Genomic DNA, 15750 nt, shown 5'->3' on the forward strand with positions numbered 1-15750 from the left:
GATGGCTTTGGCCCGCGACCGCCGCCCGCCACGGGCAGCCTGAATGAAGTCAGCAAGGCCGGCATTGCGCTTTGGGCAGGTGCGATCCCGCCCGAAGCTGGAGTTCAGTAATCACAGGTCCCGCCGGCTGACAAGCGCAAATCGTGCAGACAATCCGTTTTCGGGCGGGATCAGGCGTAACCGCAACGGTCCGCCGCGCCGGGTTTCGCCGCCGCAACCACGCGGTCCCGGCCGTCCAGATCGGGCAGGATGCGGATGTCCTCCAGCCCCGCCGCAGCGAACAGCGCGGCCACCGCCTGCCCCTGGGTCGGCCCGATCTCGACCAGAAGCCGCCCTCCCGGCATCAGCCGCGCCGCCGCGCCCCGCGCGATGGCGCGATAGGCGTCCAGCCCGTCGCCGCCGGGGGTCAGCGCCTGGTGCGGCTCCCAGTCGCGCACCTCGGGGTCGAGCGAGGACATTTCATCGGCCGCGATGTAGGGAGGGTTCGACACGATCAGGTCGAAGCTGCCGGAAACGCCGGTGAACCAGTCCGAGCGCAGGAAGCGGGCGCGCCCCTCCAGCCCGAGGTTGCGTGAATTTTCCCGCGCAACCTCAAGCGCAGCCTCGGAAATGTCCACACCTGTTCCCTGCGCGACCGGCATTCCCTTCAGGCAGGACAGCAGGATGCAGCCGGTCCCGGTGCCAAGGTCCAGCAGCTTGACGAAGGGCCGCGACAGGGCCTCGGCGACCAGGATCTCGGTCTCGGGGCGCGGGTCCAGCGTGTCGCGGGTGACGCGGAACGGCAGGCCCCAGAACAGCCGCGTGCCGGTGATCTGCGCCACCGGCTGGCGCGAGACGCGCGCGGCCAGCGCCTCCTCGTATGCCCGCGCCTGCGGCGCGCTCATCTCGTCGGGCAGGTGCAGCGTCAGCCGGTCGGGGGCGATCCCCAGCGCATGGGCAAGCAGGAGCCGCGCGTCGCGGGCGGCCCCGTCGATCCCCGCCGCCGCCAGCCGCGGCACCGCCAGCCGCAGCGCCTCGGCGCCTGTCACGCCTCCATCTCCGCCAGACGTTCGGCCTGGTCATGGGCCACCAGCGCGTCGATCACCTCGGTCAGGTCGCCCGCCATGATCTGCGGCAGGGCGTAGAGCGTCAGGTTGATCCGGTGGTCGGTCATCCGGCCTTGCGGGAAGTTGTAGGTGCGGATCCGTTCGCTGCGGTCACCCGAGCCCACCTGGGCCTTCCGGTCGGCCGAGCGTTCGGCATGCAGCCGTTCGCGTTCCGCCTCATAAAGCCGCGAGCGCAGGACCTGCATCGCGATCTCGCGGTTGCGGTGCTGCGACTTTTCCGACGAGGTAACGACGATCCCGGTCGGGATATGGGTGATCCGCACCGCCGAGTCGGTGGTGTTCACATGCTGCCCGCCCGCGCCCGAAGACCGCATCGTGTCGATGCGGATGTCGCTGGCGGGGATGTCGATGTCCACCTCTTCCGCTTCGGGCAGGACGGCGACGGTCGCGGCCGAAGTGTGGATGCGCCCGCCGGCCTCGGTTTCCGGGACGCGCTGCACGCGATGGACGCCGGATTCGTATTTCAGCCGGGCAAAGACCCCCTCGCCCGAGACCAGGGCCACCAGTTCCTTCAGCCCGCCGAGGTCGCTGGCCTGTTCCTCCAGCACCTCCCAGCGCCAGCCCATGCGTTCGGCATAGCGTTGATACATCCGCGCAAGGTCGGCCGCGAACAGCGCCGCCTCCTCGCCGCCGGTGCCGGGGCGGATCTCGATGATCGCCGGTCGGGCATCGGCCGCATCCTTCGGCAGCAGCGCCAGCCGCAGCGCCTGTTCCATCTCGGGGATGCGCGCCTTGAGCCGGGGGAGTTCCTCCTCGGCCAGCGCCTTCATCTCGGGGTCGGCGAGCATCGCCTCGGCCTCGGCCAGATCGTCCAGCGACTGGCGATAGGCGCGGATGTCGGCGACCACGGGTTTCAGGTCGGTGTACTCGCGGCTGATCCGGGCGATCTCGGCCGGAGGGGCGCCCGCATTCAGCTGCGCTTCGAGGAACTCGAAACGCTCGACGATCTGGGCGAGTTTGTCCAAGGGAACCATGCGCGCGGTTTGGCGCGGAAGCCCGGGGTGGTCAAGGGGTGGTCAGGCCGGAGATCGCCCGTAATGCTCGATGATCCGCCGCCGCAGCCCGCCAAGCGCGCGGTCGGTCCAGAACAGCCGCCGCCCCTTGCGATCGACGACAGTGGCACCTTCGGGCAGCGCCGCCAGATCCTCGCCCTTCAGCCGGACCCCCGGAAAGGTCACCGCGATCAGCCCCGCGCGGCGGCGGCGGATCCAGGGCAGACTTGCTCGCAGATGCACCAGCCAGCGCCAGGGCTGCATGTATTCGGTGGGAAACTTCACCGCCAGCCGCAGGGGAACCGCCCGCATCACCGGCTGCGCCGCCCAGGAGATGAAGCGTTCGTCGGCCCGCAGTGGCTTGAAGTCCCTTGCATCGGGCCGACTGGCAAGTTCGCGGAACCGCGCGGCGATATAGGCCGTGTGTGCCGGGTGATAGACGACGATCGAGGAATTGCCGCGGGCATAGCGCCGCTGCCCGGTCACGCGATAGAGCCAGCGGGCAAAGGCCCCGAAGGGCAGGATCGCGCTTTGCAGGATGGCCACCGTCTGCGGTGTCTCCATGATGTCCAGCAGCCGCGAGAGGTCTCCCAGGACCATCGTGTCGAGATCGAGATAGATCGCCGGCAGGTCGTCCGGCACCACGCCGGGCTCGAACAGGCACAGCTTCGCCTGGCAGCCAGAGCCGCGAAACTCGGGCGCAAGGAACCACTCCGGGATGGGACGCAATTCGATGGCGGGGTCCAGCCCCTCGCGCGGGCGGTCCGACAAGAGGACGAACCGCGCCGGCCCCCGCGACTGGGCGCGGATCGAGGCGACCAGACGGTTGATCTCGGATACCGGGTAGCGGTCACCCCAGGCGATCAGAACGCATTGCCAGCTTGTCATCGCAACCTGCCGAAAGGACGGGGACACGGCAGCAGGACAGCCCCGCGCCGGTCTCCCTTGGCATGGCCGCGCCGCCTCTGCAAGCTCAGCCCGCGCCTTCGGCGGCCAGAAGCGCGGCCTGCCAGTCTTCCAGCCGCTTCGCGTTCACCCCCCAGTCATAGGATCCGAACCGCTGACGGGCAAAGAGGCAGAGGCCCCGGTCGGGCAGGATCTGCGCCGTGGTGAAATCGGGAAAACCGACAAGCCGCGACCGCGTCACCCAGGTGACACGGCCTTCGCCCACAGATCCGGCAATCCGTTCCGTCCGCGGCGTGGCGCGCGCTATGGCTTCCAGCCGCGCCAGCGTCCCGGCCGGATCGCCCGCCTGTTGGTCCGGCGCCAGACAGACAAGCACCCCCCCGTCCGGCGAAAAGCCCGGCGCCCCCAGGTCCGCATGCCAGCGGGCCGGATCGACGGGCGCAAGGCGGACCCAGACCGCCCCCGCAACCAGGGCCGCCAGGGCGAGAAGAACGATCCAGCCGGTCATCCGCATCGCCTACCTCTGGGTCCGCGCCCAGTGGTAGAGGCAGATCAGCTCGTAGGCGACATGCGCCCCCGCGATCGCCGTCGCCCCGGTCGTGTCATAGGGCGGCGAGACCTCTACGATGTCACCGCCGACGAGGTTGATCCCGGCCAGATCCCGCAGCATCGCCGCCGCCTGCCAGCTGGCCAGCCCGCCCCAGACCGGCGTCCCGGTGCCCGGCGCGAAGGCCGGGTCCAGCGCATCGATGTCGAAGGTCAGGTAGCAGGGCTTGTCCCCGACGATGTCCTTCACCATGGCGACGACACGTTCCACCCCCCACTCGTGCGCCTCGCGCGCCGTGATGACGTTGACGCCCAGGTAGTCCTCGGTCGTGGTGCGGATGCCGATCTGGACCGAGCGTTTCGGGTCCACCGCGCCCGCCTTCACCGCCTTGTAGAGCATGGTGCCATGGTCGATCCGCGCGGGATTGTCGTCGGGCCAGAGGTCGGAATGGGCGTCGAAGTGGATCACGCCGAGGGGGCCGAACTTTTCCGCATAGGCCTTCAGGATCGGCCAGGTGATGTAATGGTCGCCCCCGAGGGTGACCGTCCCCGCCCCGGCCTTCAGGATGGTGCGGATGTGGTTGGTCAGCGTTTCGGGAAACTCCGGCACATTGGCATAGTCGAAAGCCACGTCGCCGTAGTCGATGATGGCCATCTCTTCCAGGGGGTTGGTCCCCCAGCCGGGCGGCGGGTCGTAGGGCATCAGGCAGGATGCCTCGCGGATCGCGCGGGGACCGAAGCGGGTGCCGGAGCGGTGGCTGACCGCCTGGTCGAAGGGCACGCCGGTGATGGCGAGGTCCACGCCGGTCAGGTCCTTCGTGTATGTCCGGCGCAGGAAGGATGTCGCGCCGCCGAAGGCGTTTTCAAAGGCATAACCCCGCTGCGTGGGGCGGGTGAACGCAGTATCGACCTGCGTCTTGGCGTCTTCCAGGGCCATGGTGATGATCTCGGGTCTTGCGGCGCAGTCGTTCAACGGAGACGCGCGGATCCGGGAAGGGCAGGAAACCCCTGCCCTGCCGTCAAGTCAAGCACCTCGACCGGGCGGTCCGGCGATTTCTACGAAGAAATCGCACCGGAGCCTTCAAAGGCTCCGGTCCGGAGTTTTGGAAAACTCCGGCGCGCTCAGCCCAGCCGGAAGCCCTCGCGCACCAGTTCGTCCGTGACCTGGCGGATGGCGCGCTCCAGCGTCTCGGCGACGAAGTCGATCTGGGCCTCGCTGATCACCAGGGGCGGCGACATCACGTTCAGATGCCCCATCGGTCGCACCAGAAGGCCCATCGCCTCGGCCGCGTTCGAGATGCGCTTCGACTCGTTCGCCGCCTCGGGCAGCACCGCCTTGGTCGCCTTGTCGGCCACGCTTTCCACGCACAGCATCAGCCGCCGCCCGCGCACGTCGCCGATCAGCGGCAGGTCGGCCAGCGCCGCCATCCGCGCCTCGAAATAGCGGCCCACCTTGTCCGCCTGCGCCATCAGGCCTTCGCGTTCCATGATCTCGATGTTCTTCAGCCCGGCGGCACAGGACACCGGATGGCCGGAATAGGTGAACCCCGCGGTGAACCAGCGGCTGCCGTCCGCCGCCATGGCGTCCCACATCCGGTCGCTGACGATCAGCGCGCCCAGTGGCACATAGCCCGAGGTCAGCCCCTTGGCCGTGCAGATCATGTCGGGCTGCACGCCGAAGACCTCCCACGAGGCGAACCAGTGGCCAAGCCGCCCGAAGGAGGTAACCACCTCGTCGGCGATGAACAGGATGTCGTGACGCCGGCAGATGTCCCACATCCGCTTGAGATACCCGTCGGGCGGCACGATCACGCCACCCGAGGCCTGGATCGGTTCGGCGATGAAGCCGCCGATCCGGTCAGCCCCGACCCGGTCGATCAGCGCCTCGAACTCGGCTACCAGCCAGTCGCAGAACTCCGCCTCTGTCATGCCCTCGGGCCGGCGGTAGGGGTTCGGGACCGAAAGGTGATGGATCCCGTCCTCCTTGTAGCGGAATTCCGGCACCCGGTCACCCGGCCGCTTGCCCACCGACTGCGCGAGGTAGGTGGAGCCGTGATAGCTGTAGTCCCGCGCGACGATGTCGGTCTTGCCGGGGCGCCCCATGCAGGTCTGGTAATAGGCCACCGCCCGCACCGCCGTATCGACCGCGGTCGAGCCGCCCGTGGTGAACATCACCCGGTTCAGATCCCCCGGTGCCAGCTCGGCCAGCTTCGCCGCCAGCCGGGCCGAAGGGTCGTTCGTCACATCGACGAAGGTATTGGTGAAGGCCAGCCGCTCGGCCTGCTCGGCGATGGCCTGCGCCATCTCCTTCCGCCCCAGCCCGATGTTGGTGCACCACAGCCCCCCCACCGCGTCCAGATAGCGCCGCCCGTCCGCATCCCACAGGTAACAGCCCTCGCCCCGCGTGATGACCAGCGAGCCCTCTCGCTCGAAGGGTCCGAAATTCGTCCAGGGATGCAGAACGTGGGCCCGGTCCATTTCCCAGAGATCGTGCGGGGTGGGCCGTGCCAGGGCCAGTTGGGCGGTCATGTCGGGGATCCTTTCCAGTGAATGATACGAATGGATAACAGCCCGAGCCTAGCACTTTGATCAAAATCCGGCCAGTCCCTGCGCTGACCCAAAGGTTGGGGTGGGGCAAGATATGGTGTCCAAAGGTTGATCCGGCCCCATTAGGACTATCGGCCGGGCGCTGGACCCGCGGCCCGGCGATTCGCGCGCCTGCCTTTCGCGAACAACCCCGGAAAGGCTGGCGGAGGCATCCCTCTGCCGGAGCGCAGAGCCGCAGAGGATCAGAACACCTTCTGTTTCGCCTTCGAGATGGTGAACCCGTGCCCTTCGGCATTGGTGCAGGTCATTCCGGTCCGCGCCGAGACGCACGAGATCCCGCCGAGGCTGACCGCCTCGCCATAGGGAAGCACTCCGTTCGAAGGGTCGCCCACCGCGTCCGAGACGCAGGCCAGATAACCCTTGCCGCGATCGTCCACCGCGAAGGAAGAACCCCAGTCGAACTCGCAATCCGCCGGGGCCCGCGTGTAGCTTGGGGTCAATTGTGCCAGGTCGCAGCGCACCGAGGCGCCGCCCGACCAGCGATAAAGCCCGCACTGGATGTTACCCGTCGGCGACTGGAAGCCGAGATAGTCCTCGGCCCGGCCCGGGGCTGCTAGGGTCGCGGCGGAAAGCAGGCACGCGGCGAAAAGGCTGGACAGCTTCACGGCAATCTTCCTTCCTGTGACTTGCGGGCCGGCTGCGGCCCCTGCGAATGTCCCCAGAAGGCGCCGGGATGAGCCACTTCGTCAAGCCCGCTCTGGCCTATGCGCTGCCGGTCTTCGCGCTGGCCTTCTGCCTTGGCGCGCTGCGCGTGACGCTCGTCGAGCCTCGCATCGGACCGCTGGCCGCCGTCGCGCTCGAGGTGCCGGTCGTCCTCGCCCTCTCCTGGCTGGTCGCCGGAGCCGTCCTGCGCCGCTGGCCGCAGGACTGGCCCCGCAGGCTCGCCATGGGCGCGCTGGCCTTCCTGGTGCTGATGGCCCTGGAACTGGCAACGGCGCTGAGCTTCGGCCAGTCCGCCGCCGGCTTCCTTGCCGCGATGGCCACCCCGGCCGGTCTGCTGGGCCTGGCGGGACAGGTGGGTTTCGGCCTGATCCCGGCGCTGCGGCCTCAGCCGAGCGGCTGAGCCCGTTCGACCAGTCGGGCGAAGAAGCTCGCCCCGATGGGCGCGGCCTCGTCGTTGAAGTCGTAGGCCGGATGGTGCAGCCCCGCCCCCGGACCGGTGCCCAGGAACAGATAGGCCCCGGGTCGCGCTTCGAGCATGTAGCTGAAATCCTCCGACCCCATCTCGCGGCTTGCGCGCGCATCGACCGCCTCGGCGCCCGAAACCTCGCGCGCGACCTCGGCGGCGAACTCGGCCTGGTCCTCGTGGTTGATCGTCGCCGGGTAGCCCCAATCGTAGCTGATCTCGGCCTTGACGCCATAGGCGGCCGCATGGCCCTCGACGATCTCGAAGAACCGCTTCTTCAAGAGCGCCCGCACGTCCGGCTTGAAGCAGCGGATCGTGGCGGCGAACATGCCGTCCTCGGGGATGATGTTCGAGGCCGAGCCGGTGTGGATCATCGTGACCGAGATCACCGCCTCGTCGAGCGCATGGACGTTGCGCGGGATGATCGTCTGCACCGCCTGCACCATGCCGACGATGGCAACCACCGGATCGACGCATTCGTGCGGCGTGGCGCCATGCCCGCCCCGCCCCGTGACCTTGACCACGGCCGTATCGACGCTGGCCATCAGGGGGCCGGGCGTCGTCTGGAAATGGCCGAAGGGAATGTTCGGCGCGTTGTGGATGCCATAGACCTGCCCGATCCCGAACCGGTCCATGATGCCCTCCTGCACCATGACCTGCCCGCCGCCGCCGTCCTCTTCCGCCGGCTGGAAGATCAGCGCCACGGTCCCGGCGAAGTTCCGCGTCTCGGCCAGATACTTCGCCGCGCCCAACAGCATCGTCACATGCCCGTCATGGCCGCAGGCATGCATCTTGCCCTTCTCGACGCTCGCGTAGGGCGCACCGGTGAGTTCCTCGATCGGCAGCGCGTCCATGTCGGCCCGCAGCCCGATCACCGGCCCGGGCGCCCTGCCCCGGATCAGCGCCACGATCCCCGTCTGGGCGATCCCCTCGTGGATCTCGTCCACCCCGATCTCGCGCAGCCTTTCCGCGATCCATGCGGCCGTATTGTGACAGGCGAAGGCCAGTTCCGGATGCTGGTGCAGATGGCGCCGCCACACCTTCATTTCCTCGGCATAAGAGGCGATGCGGTTCAGAACGGGCATGGCGTCGGGTCCTTCGGGGTCTACGGCAAACTTTGATCAAATCCGAAATCCGGCCCGACTGCAATGCACCTTCCCGCGATGCATGGATCGTGGAGGATAGGGAGAACCTGCCTTGCCGCGGCTTGCGTCGAAATCAGCCCTTCGAACACGGTGTTGCACGGCAGCACCGTCTCGGGTCGGGGCGAATCGGGTGATGCTTTTGGCAACGCTTACATGCGGGGAGGATGGTAAGCTTGACCGAAAGTCCTTCCATCTGGAGAGCGGACAATGAGAAAGATTGCGCTTGTGGCGACCATGGCAATCCTGGGATCCCCAGTATTTGCCGGTGGCCCGACCGTTGTCGCCGAAGATCCGGTGCCTGCCGTCGCGCCCGCCCCGGCCGCGGCGCATGATTGGTCCGGGCCCTATGTCGGCCTTGCCTACGGACGGGCATCGGGTGACTTCACATACAGCGATACGCAGTTTTTCGACATGGAGTCCGGCACCGTGCGGTCGGTGTTCGCCGGCTACCTGATGCAGCGCGGTACACTGGTCTATGGCGGCGAACTGGCCTTCTCGAAGGGCTCGGACATCACCACCGTCGGCTTCCCGCTGGAGTATATCGACAGCTCCCTCGATCTGAAGGGAAAGGTGGGCCTTGCCGCGAACCGGGCGCTGTTCTACGGCGTGCTCGGTTTCTCCAAGGTGGGCTACAACTTCGACATCGACCCCACGCTCAACTATGACGCGACCGGCTTGGGCTACGGCATCGGCATGGATTATGCTGTCTCCAACCGGATCACGCTCGGCCTCGAATACATGAACCGCAAGACCAGTGGCGACGTGCCTACGACCGCGTTCTCGTCGGACCTCAACATGAATTCCCTCTCGCTCCGCGTGGGCCTCAACTTCTGACCCGCCCACCTGGCGGGCGTGACTCCGCCCGCGAAATCCCTAGACTGCGCCCGCACATCGTTCCGTGCGCAGGCATTACGTGACCACCGACACCCTCCCCCCTTCCGGCATCGACCGCCTCCTCGCCATCATGGCCCGCCTGCGCGACCCCGCCACGGGCTGCCCCTGGGACATCGAGCAGACCTTCGCCACCATCGCCCCCTACACGCTGGAAGAGGCCCACGAGGTCGCCGATGCCATCGAGCGCCAGGCCTGGGACGAGCTGCGCGGCGAACTGGGCGACCTCCTGTTCCAGGTGGTCTATCACGCGCAGATGGCCGCCGAGGCCGGGCATTTCGCGTTTGACGACGTGGTGGCCGCGATCTCGGACAAGATGATCGCCCGCCACCCGCATGTCTTCGGCTCCGAAAGCCGCGACAAGACCGCCGAACAGCAGACCCGCGACTGGGAGGCGCAGAAGGCCCGCGAACGCGGGACCGCCCGCACGCTGGACGGCATCGCCACCGCGCTGCCCGCGCTCACCCGCGCGTTGAAACTGCAGAACCGCGCCGCCCGCGTCGGCTTCGACTGGCCCTCGACCGCCGAGGTGCTGGACAAGCTGGTCGAGGAGGCCCGCGAGGTGGTCGAGGCCCGCGACCGCCTTTCCCACGACGCCCTGACCGAGGAAATCGGCGATCTCCTCTTCGTCATGGCCAACCTCGCCCGCCACCTGAAGGTGGACCCAGAGGCCGCCCTGCGCGCCGCCAACGCCAAGTTCACCCGCCGCTTCGCCCGGATCGAGGACTGGCTGGCCGAAACCGGCCGCAGCCCCTCCGACAGCGATCTGGCCGAGATGGACGCGCTGTGGAACCGGGCCAAGGCCGAGGACAAGGCGCGACGCGGCGCCTGACCGCGCCGAGAATTGCCTACAAAATCACTCAGCCTCTTGACCCAAGTAAAAGAGTCGGATTTAACCGCCGCCATAAACCGACAAAAGGACTCAACCATGTTCCGCCTTTCCACCCTTGCGCTTCTCGCCTGCTCCACCCCCCTTCTGGCGCAGGAGGTCAACGTCTATTCCCACCGCCAGCCGGAACTGATCCAGCCGCTCGTCGATGCCTTCACCGCCGAGACCGGGATCGCGGTCAACGTGGCCTTCGTGGACAAGGGCATGGCCGAGCGGCTCCAGGCCGAGGGCGACCGCTCACCCGCCGACCTGGTGCTGACGGTGGACATCGCCCGCCTGATCCAGATCGTCGAGGCCGGCGTGACCCAGCCGGTGCAGTCCGAGGTGCTGGAGGCCAACATCCCCGAAGCCCTGCGCGATCCGAACGATCACTGGTTCGGCCTGACCGCCCGTGCCCGCATCGTCTATGCCGCGAAGGACCGCGTGGACCCGGCCGAGATCACCACCTACGAGGATCTCGCCTCCGAGAAATGGAAGGGCCGGATCTGCTCGCGCTCGGGGCTGAACGACTACAACATCGCGCTGCTGGGCGCCTACATCGTCCATCACGGCGAAGAGGCGGCGACGAAATGGGCCGAAGGACTGAAGGCCAACCTCGCCCGCAAGCCCGATGGCGGCGACCGTGACCAGGTCAAGGCCATTGCCGCCGGCGAATGCGACATCGCCATCGGCAATACCTACTACATCGGCCAGATGCTCGCCGACCCCGAACAGCGCGCGGCGGCCGAGGCGGTGAACGTCACCTTCCCGACCTTCGAGAACGGCGGGGCGCACCTGAACATCTCGGGCGTGGCCATGACCAAGTCCGCCCCGAACAAGGAGAACGCGCTGAAGTTCATGGAATGGCTCTCGGGCGACGAGGCGCAGCGGATCTATGCCGAAACCAACAACGAATACCCGGTGAAACCCGGCGTGGCGCGGTCGGCGGTGGTCGCCTCCTGGGGCGAATTCACCGCGGACCCGACGCCCTTGGCCGAGATCGCCAAGGCCCGCGCGGCGGCCCTGAAGATCATGGAGACGGTGAACTTCGACGGCTGACCCGGCCCGCCTGCGCCCCCGGCCGGGCAGGCCGGCCGGGGGGCTTTCCGGTCAGATGTAGACCTGCACCTTCGAGGCCAGTTCGGTGTCCTTGCGCACGAAGACCGCCTCGATCAGCCAGAGCACCCCGCGTTCCGGCGTGCGGTTGAGGTCCGTGATGTCGAACAGCCGGAAACCAAGCTCGTCCATCCGGGCGAACACGATGGCGGCCGTATTGGGATAGACCCCGTTCGCAACGGTCGCCTCGATCAGCACGATCTGCGCCCCGGCGATGGTTTCGGGCCCTCCGGCCAGCACTTTAAGGTCCAGCCCCTCGGCGTCGATCTTCACCATGTCCGGCGGGCCGAACGGCGACTCGGCCATGGCGGTATCCAGTCTGCGGATCGGTATCGTTTCCTGCGGCATGCCCTGTCGGGCCGCCTCGTCCGAACTGTAAAGGAAACTGCAACTGCCAACGTCTTCATGGAACGAGAAGGCGGCAGAGCCATCGAAATCGCCAACCCCGGCATATTCGATGCGGACCCTGGGGTCCTCCGCAAGATCGACGTGCTTCTCGGCCAGGCGGGTCTGCGGCTCGAACATCGTCACCTTCGTCTCGGGAAAGACGCGCAGAACTGCGCGGGTCCAGTGGCCGTAGTTGCCGCCGATGTCCACGATGTGCCGGGGCCGGAACCCCTGGCTTGCCAGAAGCCGGCACAGCACCTCGGTCGGGTTCGGCTCATTCTTCCCCTGTTTCCCTTTCAGCCGCTTGAACCACCGCATCGTCTGTTCCCTGCTACCGCTTCTCGCCGCGTGTCATGCGCACGACGCCCGATACTAGTCGGCCGGGTCCGGCTTGCACAAGCCAACCTGCTGCCGGCAGGGCGGATCCGCCTGCGCCCTTCCGCAGGAGCAGCAATGTGTTGCCTTCAGGTCCCGGCGCCGCGCCTTTGTGGTGCCGCTCCGCCCCAACGCCGCAACCCGACTTGTCCCTGGTGGCTGATGCCCGTAACCTGTTCGCATCGTTCAAGAGGGACACCGCAGCAAGATGGACATCCTGGCCGGCTACTCTGTCGAGGACGTGCTTCCCGGCTACGTCATCAGTTTTCTGGTAAACCTGCGGGAGACGATCCTCGCTCCGCTCTTTGCCGACAACCGGCTCTACTATCTCTATATCCTGTCAAGCCTGGCCTTCGCCTATGTGGTCTACCGCAGGCTGCGCAAGGCGGGCTCGGACGAGGCGAAAAGCTTCCGCAGCTTCCTCTTTCCCAAGCGGGTCTGGAGCCATCCCTCCGCCTGGCTGGACCTGCGCTACTACTTCTTCCACCACATCACGGGCTTCTTCGTGGCCACCTTCATCGGCTCGATGGCGGCCGGTTCGGTCGTGGCCATGATTGTTGGCCTCGACGCGGTGTCCGCCTCGTCGCAGGTCCGGACGCTGACCGGCTGGGAAGGCTTCGGCATCACCATGGCCTTCATGATCGTCGGCCTCGTCGTGGCCGACTTCACGGCCTTCTACATGCACTATCTCCAGCACAAGATCCCGGTCCTGTGGCAGTTCCACAAGGTCCACCACAGCGCCGAGGTGATGCATCCCATCTCTAACTTCCGGGAACATCCGGTCGACAACTTCGCCTATTCGCTGACCATCGGCATCACCTACGGGCTGCTTGTCGCGCTGACCGCGAAATGGCTGGGCTATGTGCCCGACATGATCTGGCTCCTCGGCGCGCCGGTGTTCATGTTCCTTTTCAACTTCATGGGCTACAACCTGCGCCATTCGCACGTCTGGCTGCGCTGGCCCGGCCGGTGGTCGATGGTCTTCCCCTCGCCCGCGCATCACCAGGTCCACCACAGCTGCCACCCGGACCATCTGGACAAGAACTTCGCCTTCATCCTGCCGCTCTGGGACGTGCTGTTCGGCACCTATGTGATGCCGGAGGACAATCGCGACGTGAAGTTCGGCGTGACCGAGAAGGATCGCGGCGGCGAGCTGAACAGCTGCCTGCGGCTTTACTTCCTGCCCTTCCGCGATGCGTGGCGGGTGCTGAGAAAAGGCAAGGCAAAGCCCGCCCCGGCCGCCCGCGGTTCGGAGACTGCGATCGCAGAGCTATCAGATCGGGTGCCGCGACAAGGCTGATCCCGGCCGGCCTGGTCCGTGCCTGCCTAGGCGCCCCGCAGAGGTCTGACATTCTGCGCGTCAGATGGCGGTCGAGTTCGACCGTCTAGGCCGTCGGCTGTGCCCGACGCGGGACAGCCACAGTGCGCTTCCGGAAAAACGCGCTGCCTTCAGTGGACCGCACCAACCGCGCCCGTCATGCCCGACCTCGCCAGCGCCTTCCGGGCCTTGCAGACCACCCGATCACCGGACCCGGCGCGGACGCGACGTCGTAGCCCGCCTCCCGAAAAGGCCAGCCGTCGCTCCTTCGGCCCGCGCGCCTATCCCATGAACTCCACCGACAACACTGTCGGCAGATGCCGCGCCAGCTCCTGCCAGCTCTCGCCCTCGTCTTCCGACAGGAAAACCGACCCGGAATTGGTCCCGAAGGCAAGTCCTTCGGAGCTGGCCGCCATCCCCTGCCGCAGCACCGTGAAGAAGCAATCCCGCTCCGGCAGTCCCTGCCCCTTGCCAGCCCAGGTCTCGCCCCCATCCTCGGTCTTCCAGACCAGCGCCCGCCCGTCCACCGGATACCGCCCCTGGCTGTCGCCATTCAGCGGGAAGACCCAGGCCGTCCCCGGCTTCGCCGGATGCGCCGCCACCGGGAAGCCGAAGGTCGAGGGCAGCCCCTCCGTCACCTCCTCCCAGACCGCGCCGCCGTCACGGCTGCGATAGACCCCCTGGTGGTTCTGCATGTAGATCAGCCCCTCCGCCGCCCCGAAGGCCAGGTTGTGGACGCAGGAAAAGATCTCGTCCTCCTTGCGGAACTCCACCCCGTCGCCCCAGTCGCGCGGCAAGGCACCCGCCGGCCCGGCCCGGTTCCCCCGACGGTTCCGCTGCTGCCAGCTCTGCCCGCCGTCCCGGCTCTCGAACACCCCCGCGGCCGAGATGCCCACCCAGATCCCGCCCTTCTGATCGGAAAGGATCGTGTGCAAGGTCAGCCCCGCCGCTCCCGGCATCCACTGGTCCGCCCCCGGCTGATCCGTCAGCGCCTCCAGCCGGGCCCAGGTTGCGCCCCCGTCGCGGCTCTCGAACAGATAGGCCGGCTTCGACCCCGCCAGCACCCGGTCCCGGTCGAAACACAGCGACCAGAGCTGCTCCGCCCCCTCGAACGGCCCCTTCGACACCGCCCATTCGCCACCCTGTCGCCGCCAGACCCCGGCGCCATGCCAGCCGCTGCCCCCGGCCGCGAGGATCTCGCCGCCGCGACCTATGGCATGGTTGATCGGCCAGCCCTCGCAGAACGGACCCTCGACCCGCTCGCCGTCCAGCACGAACAGCCCCTTCGTCGTCCCGACCAGTATCTCCATCGCCAGCCTCCTCTCCCGCCCCCGCAGCCTACACCCGCACCGCCACAGCGCAGCGCGAAATTTCCTGACCATCTGGACAAATTTTTCGCCATGCCGCTTACTGCCCGCGCCAAAGGAGCCGCCCATGACCCGCAAGATCATCATCGACACCGACCCCGGCCAGGACGACGCCGTCGCCATCCTGCTCGCCCTCGCCTCGCCCGAGCTCGAGGTCCTGGGCATCACCGCCGTCGCCGGGAACGTGCCGCTGCCGCTTACGCAGAAGAACGCCCGCATCGTGGTCGAACTGGCCGGACGCCAGATCCCCGTCTATGCCGGCTGCGACCGGCCCCTGAAGCGCAAGCTCGTCACCGCCGAATATGTCCACGGCAAGACCGGCCTCGACGGCATCCCGCTGCCCGAGCCCACGCATCCCCTGCAAGACCAGCACGCCGTCGATTTCCTCATCGACACGCTGCGCGCGCATGCCCCCGGCACCGTCACCCTCTGCCCCCTCGGCCCGCTGACCAACATCGCCACCGCCTTCCAGCGCGCCCCCGACATCATCCCCCGCGTGGCCGAGATCGTCCTGATGGGCGGCGGCTGTTTCGAGGGCGGCAACGTCACCCCCGCGGCCGAGTTCAACATCTACGTCGACCCGGAAGCCGCTGAAATCGTGTTCAAATCCGGCGTTCCCCTTGTGGTCATGCCCTTGGACGTCACCCACAAGGCCCTGACCTCGCGGGCGTGGGTCGAACAGATGCGCGCCCTCGGCACGCCCGTCGGCCAGGCCGTCGCCTCCTGGACCGACTTCTTCGAACGCTTCGACACCGCCAAATACGGCTCCGAAGGCGCCCCCCTGCACGACCCCTGCGTGATCGCCTACCTCCTGGAGCCCGCCCTCTTCCACGGCCGCCACATCAACGTGGAGATCGAGACGGGCTCCGAGCTCACCCTCGGCATGACCGTCGCCGACTGGTGGCGCGTGACCGGGCGCGAGCCCAACGCGATGTTCATGGGCTCCGTCGACCGGGAGGGGTTCTACCGGCTTTTGACGGAGCGGTTGGGGAGGTTGTGA

16 protein-coding genes are annotated in these 15750 nt (G+C 67.5%); 6 read left to right on the top strand and 10 right to left on the bottom strand.

Translation table 11 applies throughout. From position 1 onward, the window contains the following. Window positions 1-170: 170 nt before the first annotated feature. The 7 genes from prmC to FL625_RS01800 form a co-directional block, all read right to left on the bottom strand. Entirely contained in the window at window positions 171-1028 is an 858-nt protein-coding gene (gene prmC, locus FL625_RS01770) for a peptide chain release factor N(5)-glutamine methyltransferase (RefSeq protein ID WP_149586911.1), read from the bottom strand. Further along, complete coding sequence (gene prfA, locus FL625_RS01775) at window positions 1025-2080, bottom strand: peptide chain release factor 1 (RefSeq protein WP_149586912.1); 1056 nt, start codon at window positions 2078-2080, stop codon at window positions 1025-1027. The genes prmC and prfA overlap by 4 nt, the downstream gene beginning before the upstream one ends. 42 nt (window positions 2081-2122) lie before the next feature. Next, on the bottom strand, window positions 2123-2986 hold the full coding sequence (locus FL625_RS01780; protein WP_149586913.1) for a hypothetical protein: 864 nt from the start codon (window positions 2984-2986) through the stop codon (window positions 2123-2125). A gap of 85 nt (window positions 2987-3071) precedes the next feature. Beyond that, complete coding sequence (locus FL625_RS01785; RefSeq protein ID WP_354001241.1) at window positions 3072-3512, bottom strand: DUF1499 domain-containing protein; 441 nt, start codon at window positions 3510-3512, stop codon at window positions 3072-3074. A 9-nt stretch (window positions 3513-3521) separates the two neighbouring features. After that, window positions 3522-4487, bottom strand: a complete 966-nt coding sequence (gene speB, locus FL625_RS01790) for an agmatinase (RefSeq protein WP_149587150.1) — start codon at window positions 4485-4487, stop codon at window positions 3522-3524. 185 nt (window positions 4488-4672) lie between these two features. Then, on the bottom strand, window positions 4673-6079 hold the full coding sequence (locus FL625_RS01795) for an aminotransferase (protein ID WP_149586915.1): 1407 nt from the start codon (window positions 6077-6079) through the stop codon (window positions 4673-4675). Between the two features lie 260 nt (window positions 6080-6339). Further along, entirely contained in the window at window positions 6340-6762 is a 423-nt protein-coding gene (locus FL625_RS01800; protein WP_149586916.1) for a DUF6636 domain-containing protein, read from the bottom strand. A 68-nt stretch (window positions 6763-6830) separates the two neighbouring features. On the opposite strand from FL625_RS01800, the gene FL625_RS01805 reads away from it, so the two are divergent. Then, window positions 6831-7220: a hypothetical protein gene (locus FL625_RS01805; protein ID WP_149586917.1), complete on the top strand. Its 390-nt coding sequence runs from the start codon at window positions 6831-6833 to the stop codon at window positions 7218-7220. Here the strand turns inward: FL625_RS01805 and FL625_RS01810 are convergent. Beyond that, on the bottom strand, window positions 7205-8368 hold the full coding sequence (locus FL625_RS01810; RefSeq protein ID WP_149586918.1) for a M20 aminoacylase family protein: 1164 nt from the start codon (window positions 8366-8368) through the stop codon (window positions 7205-7207). The two genes, FL625_RS01805 and FL625_RS01810, sit on opposite strands and share 16 nt — an antisense overlap. A 267-nt stretch (window positions 8369-8635) precedes the next feature. Here FL625_RS01810 and FL625_RS01815 point away from each other — a divergent pair, with 267 nt between their 5' ends. The 3 genes from FL625_RS01815 (at window position 8636) to FL625_RS01825 (ending at window position 11246) form a co-directional block, all read left to right on the top strand. Then, window positions 8636-9262: an outer membrane protein gene (locus FL625_RS01815; protein ID WP_149586919.1), complete on the top strand. Its 627-nt coding sequence runs from the start codon at window positions 8636-8638 to the stop codon at window positions 9260-9262. 79 nt (window positions 9263-9341) lie between these two features. After that, window positions 9342-10151: a nucleoside triphosphate pyrophosphohydrolase gene (gene mazG / locus FL625_RS01820; protein ID WP_268815752.1), complete on the top strand. Its 810-nt coding sequence runs from the start codon at window positions 9342-9344 to the stop codon at window positions 10149-10151. Window positions 10152-10247: 96 nt separating this feature from the next. Further along, the gene (locus tag FL625_RS01825) at window positions 10248-11246 is read left to right on the top strand and encodes a Fe(3+) ABC transporter substrate-binding protein (RefSeq protein ID WP_149586920.1); all 999 of its coding nucleotides are present in this window, start codon (window positions 10248-10250) and stop codon (window positions 11244-11246) included. A gap of 51 nt (window positions 11247-11297) precedes the next feature. Here the strand turns inward: FL625_RS01825 and FL625_RS01830 are convergent, their stop codons facing one another. Continuing rightward, window positions 11298-12008 carry an FkbM family methyltransferase gene (locus FL625_RS01830; protein WP_149586921.1) on the bottom strand — a complete coding sequence of 237 codons (711 nt, stop codon included), beginning with the start codon at window positions 12006-12008 and terminating at the stop codon, window positions 11298-11300. Between the two features lie 265 nt (window positions 12009-12273). Here FL625_RS01830 and FL625_RS01835 point away from each other — a divergent pair, with 265 nt between their 5' ends. Further along, a complete protein-coding gene (locus FL625_RS01835) occupies window positions 12274-13365 on the top strand; it encodes a sterol desaturase family protein (protein ID WP_149586922.1) in 1092 nt (363 codons plus the stop codon). Window positions 13366-13664: 299 nt separating this feature from the next. On the opposite strand, the gene FL625_RS01840 is transcribed toward FL625_RS01835, so the two are convergent. Beyond that, window positions 13665-14693 (bottom strand): WD40/YVTN/BNR-like repeat-containing protein, encoded by a 1029-nt coding sequence (locus FL625_RS01840; protein WP_149586923.1) that lies wholly within the window; start codon window positions 14691-14693, stop codon window positions 13665-13667. Between the two features lie 124 nt (window positions 14694-14817). Between FL625_RS01840 and FL625_RS01845 the strand changes: the two genes are divergently transcribed. After that, window positions 14818-15750 carry a nucleoside hydrolase gene (locus tag FL625_RS01845; RefSeq protein ID WP_149586924.1) on the top strand — a complete coding sequence of 311 codons (933 nt, stop codon included), beginning with the start codon at window positions 14818-14820 and terminating at the stop codon, window positions 15748-15750.

The organism is Tabrizicola flagellatus, from assembly GCF_008271465.1.
In the GTDB taxonomy this organism is placed as follows: Bacteria; Pseudomonadota; Alphaproteobacteria; order Rhodobacterales; family Rhodobacteraceae; genus Tabrizicola; species Tabrizicola flagellata.

Coding starts and splice junctions, on each gene's coding strand:
- FL625_RS01830 (WP_149586921.1), bottom strand. CDS start 12,008: ATGCGGTGGTTCAAGCGGCTGAAAGGGAAACAGGGGAAGAATGAGCCG.
- FL625_RS01835 (WP_149586922.1), top strand. CDS start 12,274: ATGGACATCCTGGCCGGCTACTCTGTCGAGGACGTGCTTCCCGGCTAC.
- speB (WP_149587150.1), bottom strand. CDS start 4,487: ATGGCCCTGGAAGACGCCAAGACGCAGGTCGATACTGCGTTCACCCGC.
- FL625_RS01780 (WP_149586913.1), bottom strand. CDS start 2,986: ATGACAAGCTGGCAATGCGTTCTGATCGCCTGGGGTGACCGCTACCCG.
- FL625_RS01825 (WP_149586920.1), top strand. CDS start 10,248: ATGTTCCGCCTTTCCACCCTTGCGCTTCTCGCCTGCTCCACCCCCCTT.
- FL625_RS01795 (WP_149586915.1), bottom strand. CDS start 6,079: ATGACCGCCCAACTGGCCCTGGCACGGCCCACCCCGCACGATCTCTGG.
- FL625_RS01815 (WP_149586919.1), top strand. CDS start 8,636: ATGAGAAAGATTGCGCTTGTGGCGACCATGGCAATCCTGGGATCCCCA.
- FL625_RS01785 (WP_354001241.1), bottom strand. CDS start 3,512: ATGACCGGCTGGATCGTTCTTCTCGCCCTGGCGGCCCTGGTTGCGGGG.
- FL625_RS01810 (WP_149586918.1), bottom strand. CDS start 8,368: ATGCCCGTTCTGAACCGCATCGCCTCTTATGCCGAGGAAATGAAGGTG.
- prfA (WP_149586912.1), bottom strand. CDS start 2,080: ATGGTTCCCTTGGACAAACTCGCCCAGATCGTCGAGCGTTTCGAGTTC.
- FL625_RS01845 (WP_149586924.1), top strand. CDS start 14,818: ATGACCCGCAAGATCATCATCGACACCGACCCCGGCCAGGACGACGCC.
- FL625_RS01840 (WP_149586923.1), bottom strand. CDS start 14,693: ATGGAGATACTGGTCGGGACGACGAAGGGGCTGTTCGTGCTGGACGGC.
- FL625_RS01805 (WP_149586917.1), top strand. CDS start 6,831: ATGAGCCACTTCGTCAAGCCCGCTCTGGCCTATGCGCTGCCGGTCTTC.